The organism is Mycobacterium sp. TH-M25 (assembly GCF_057473665.1).
This window is the reverse complement of sequence record NZ_JBYCLA010000218.1, coordinates 1-1655: the sequence shown is the minus strand read 5'-3', so window position 1 is coordinate 1655 and position 1655 is coordinate 1. Positions and strand designations below refer to the sequence as shown.

Genomic DNA, 1655 nt, shown 5'->3' with positions numbered 1-1655 from the left:
AAGCCGGCACGTCGCGGCGCTTCGCGAGCGCCACCAGGAAATCACTGATCGCCGACCTGCGCCGGATCCTCATGCCCCAATATGTCGCTCGAGCCCGCGAAATCGCCACCCTGATGACCAAACCGACGGCCAGCATTACCCGCACCGCTGATCTACTGGAACAAAGTGCCCGCCTCGGCGTCTGACATGGCCGGTGGTCCCCAAAATACAAAGAAGCAACGGGGCTAGTCGATCACACCGGTCAGGTCAAACTGCCCAAGCGTGTGCGCCACCAGCTCACGCAATAGGGGCTTGGAGTTCTCCACGCCAGGCTGATAGGCAACGATGCTGATCGACATCTTGCCGGTGATGCGTCCAGCCACCAGAGTGAGAAGGCCACGTCTTTTCTCCAGGAGCTGTCGCGTTACATGTCGGTCTACCCCTCGTAGCATGACGTAGTCAGCGTCGGTCCCATCAACACGACCGACGGCAGGATCGAGGTCTCCAAGAAACGAGCAGGCCACCGGGAGATCAGCGGTTAACAGTGCATCGGCGGCTCGTCTCACCACTCTCTTCGGGATAAACGGGGTCAGTGGAAGGATCTGCAGCGCCGGATCGGGCACTTCCCGCGCCATCTTCAGTCCCTGCCTGATGGCGACACGGACATCGGACAAGTCTGTCGTGACCTGCATTGGGTCAACGCTGGCGTGGGCAAGAATTGCTGCGTTCGCACGCGTATCGTCCGGGATCCGGTCGCTCATAGGGAAGTACAACGTGACGGCGCGGTCGTCGGCGCATCGCCCCATACGTTCGGCGAGTTTCGCAGCGAACCCGGCAAGCAACGAGTTGCTAGTTCCAGCAAGGGTTTTGGCTCGGTCATCCCAGTCTTCAAGATCGACGTAGACAGTGATCGCCGGAACGACAAAGTTGCGATCGGCGCCCGCTGCTGAGATCAATGTGGTTCGCGATTCTCGTGATTGACCGAAATCACGTCGGCGGGCGTATACCAGTTTGGCCGCTGCGACAAGGGTTCGAGCGACCTCAGGCACACCCCGGGCGGTCTCGCGGAGATCGGAAGCCGCAGCGCGAAGTCGAGTCCGCGAATTTGGCGGTGGGTAGCCAAAATCGCGTACATTGCCCTTGACGGCATCGATGACAGTGGCAAAACCCCCGAAACCGTCCGCCAGACAGTGCGAAATCACCAGGCTGACCGCATTCGAACCGTCGGTAAGCGGCAGGACTCCGATATGCCAGCCGGGCCCCCATTCCGGATCAATGGGCAGTTGTGCGCGTTCATCCGCCCAGTCGCTGAGCTCAGCGCGTGGGCGGGCGCACTCTGCGATATCGATGTTGGACGGCGGCTCCTCGGACGCGATCCATCGATGTCGACCGAACGGCAGCGGTGAACGCTCGATCCGCCGTCCCATCAACCCGTGACCGAAATTGCGATGAAAACGGCTCAGCCCATCGAAATCGAGAGCGCGCTCATACAGCCACACGGCCTGGGCGACTGGCTCTTGACCAGTGGCACGTAACGACAGAAACATGACCTGATCCGCAAACGAGAGCCGATTGTCCGGCGGTGCTGCTGGACATCCAGTCATCGATTCGACCCTTTCTCATTCGAAACGTTGAAATGGCGGTCCCCACTTGAGGATTGCCGCGTGGTCGGCATC

The 1655-nt window shown here is 60.5% G+C and carries 1 protein-coding gene and 1 pseudogene; one reads left to right on the top strand and one right to left on the bottom strand.

The features are described from left to right. A pseudogene (locus AC2VOU_RS07340) lies at positions 1-185 on the top strand (glycosyltransferase); the annotation flags it as partial. A 39-nt stretch (positions 186-224) separates the two neighbouring features. On the opposite strand, the gene AC2VOU_RS07335 reads toward AC2VOU_RS07340, so the two are convergent. Then, positions 225-1583: a WS/DGAT/MGAT family O-acyltransferase gene (locus tag AC2VOU_RS07335; protein WP_486956780.1), complete on the bottom strand. Its 1359-nt coding sequence runs from the start codon at positions 1581-1583 to the stop codon at positions 225-227. Between the last annotated feature and the right edge of the window lie 72 nt (positions 1584-1655).

What these genes read in the sequence shown, in the direction of transcription:
- AC2VOU_RS07335 (WP_486956780.1), bottom strand. Translation starts at nt 1,583, where the DNA reads ATGACTGGATGTCCAGCAGCACCGCCGGACAATCGGCTCTCGTTTGCG.